Below are 252 nucleotides of genomic sequence, written 5' to 3'. Positions count from 1 at the left end.
GGCGTTTGGCAATGGATGCGAGTATTGCCAGGCGAAAGGAAGGCCGTCCGATGTACAGATTGATCCACAAGTCGCTATTGCTGTAGGCTTTGCAGAAATTTTCCTGCAAAACTATCAAAATCTCGATGATTCTATCTTTGATGTTTTGCGAACTGTTTTTGATGATCAGGAGATTGCCGAGCTTTGTTCGTACATTTGCTTTATGCCTGCTTCACAAATGTTTGGGGCTGTGATGAAGCTGGAAGCTGAGTA

At 44.0% G+C, this 252-nt stretch carries 1 protein-coding gene; it reads left to right on the top strand.

Translation table 11 applies throughout. The features are described from left to right. On the top strand, nucleotides 1-252 hold a 252-nt coding region (locus SB773_RS33420; protein ID WP_486304330.1), incomplete at both ends, for a carboxymuconolactone decarboxylase family protein.

This window comes from Bacillus sp. SIMBA_074 (genome assembly GCF_046534555.1).
Classification (GTDB): Bacteria; Bacillota; Bacilli; order Bacillales; family Bacillaceae_G; genus Bacillus_A; species Bacillus_A mycoides.
This window is presented reverse-complemented; position numbering and strand designations above follow the sequence as displayed.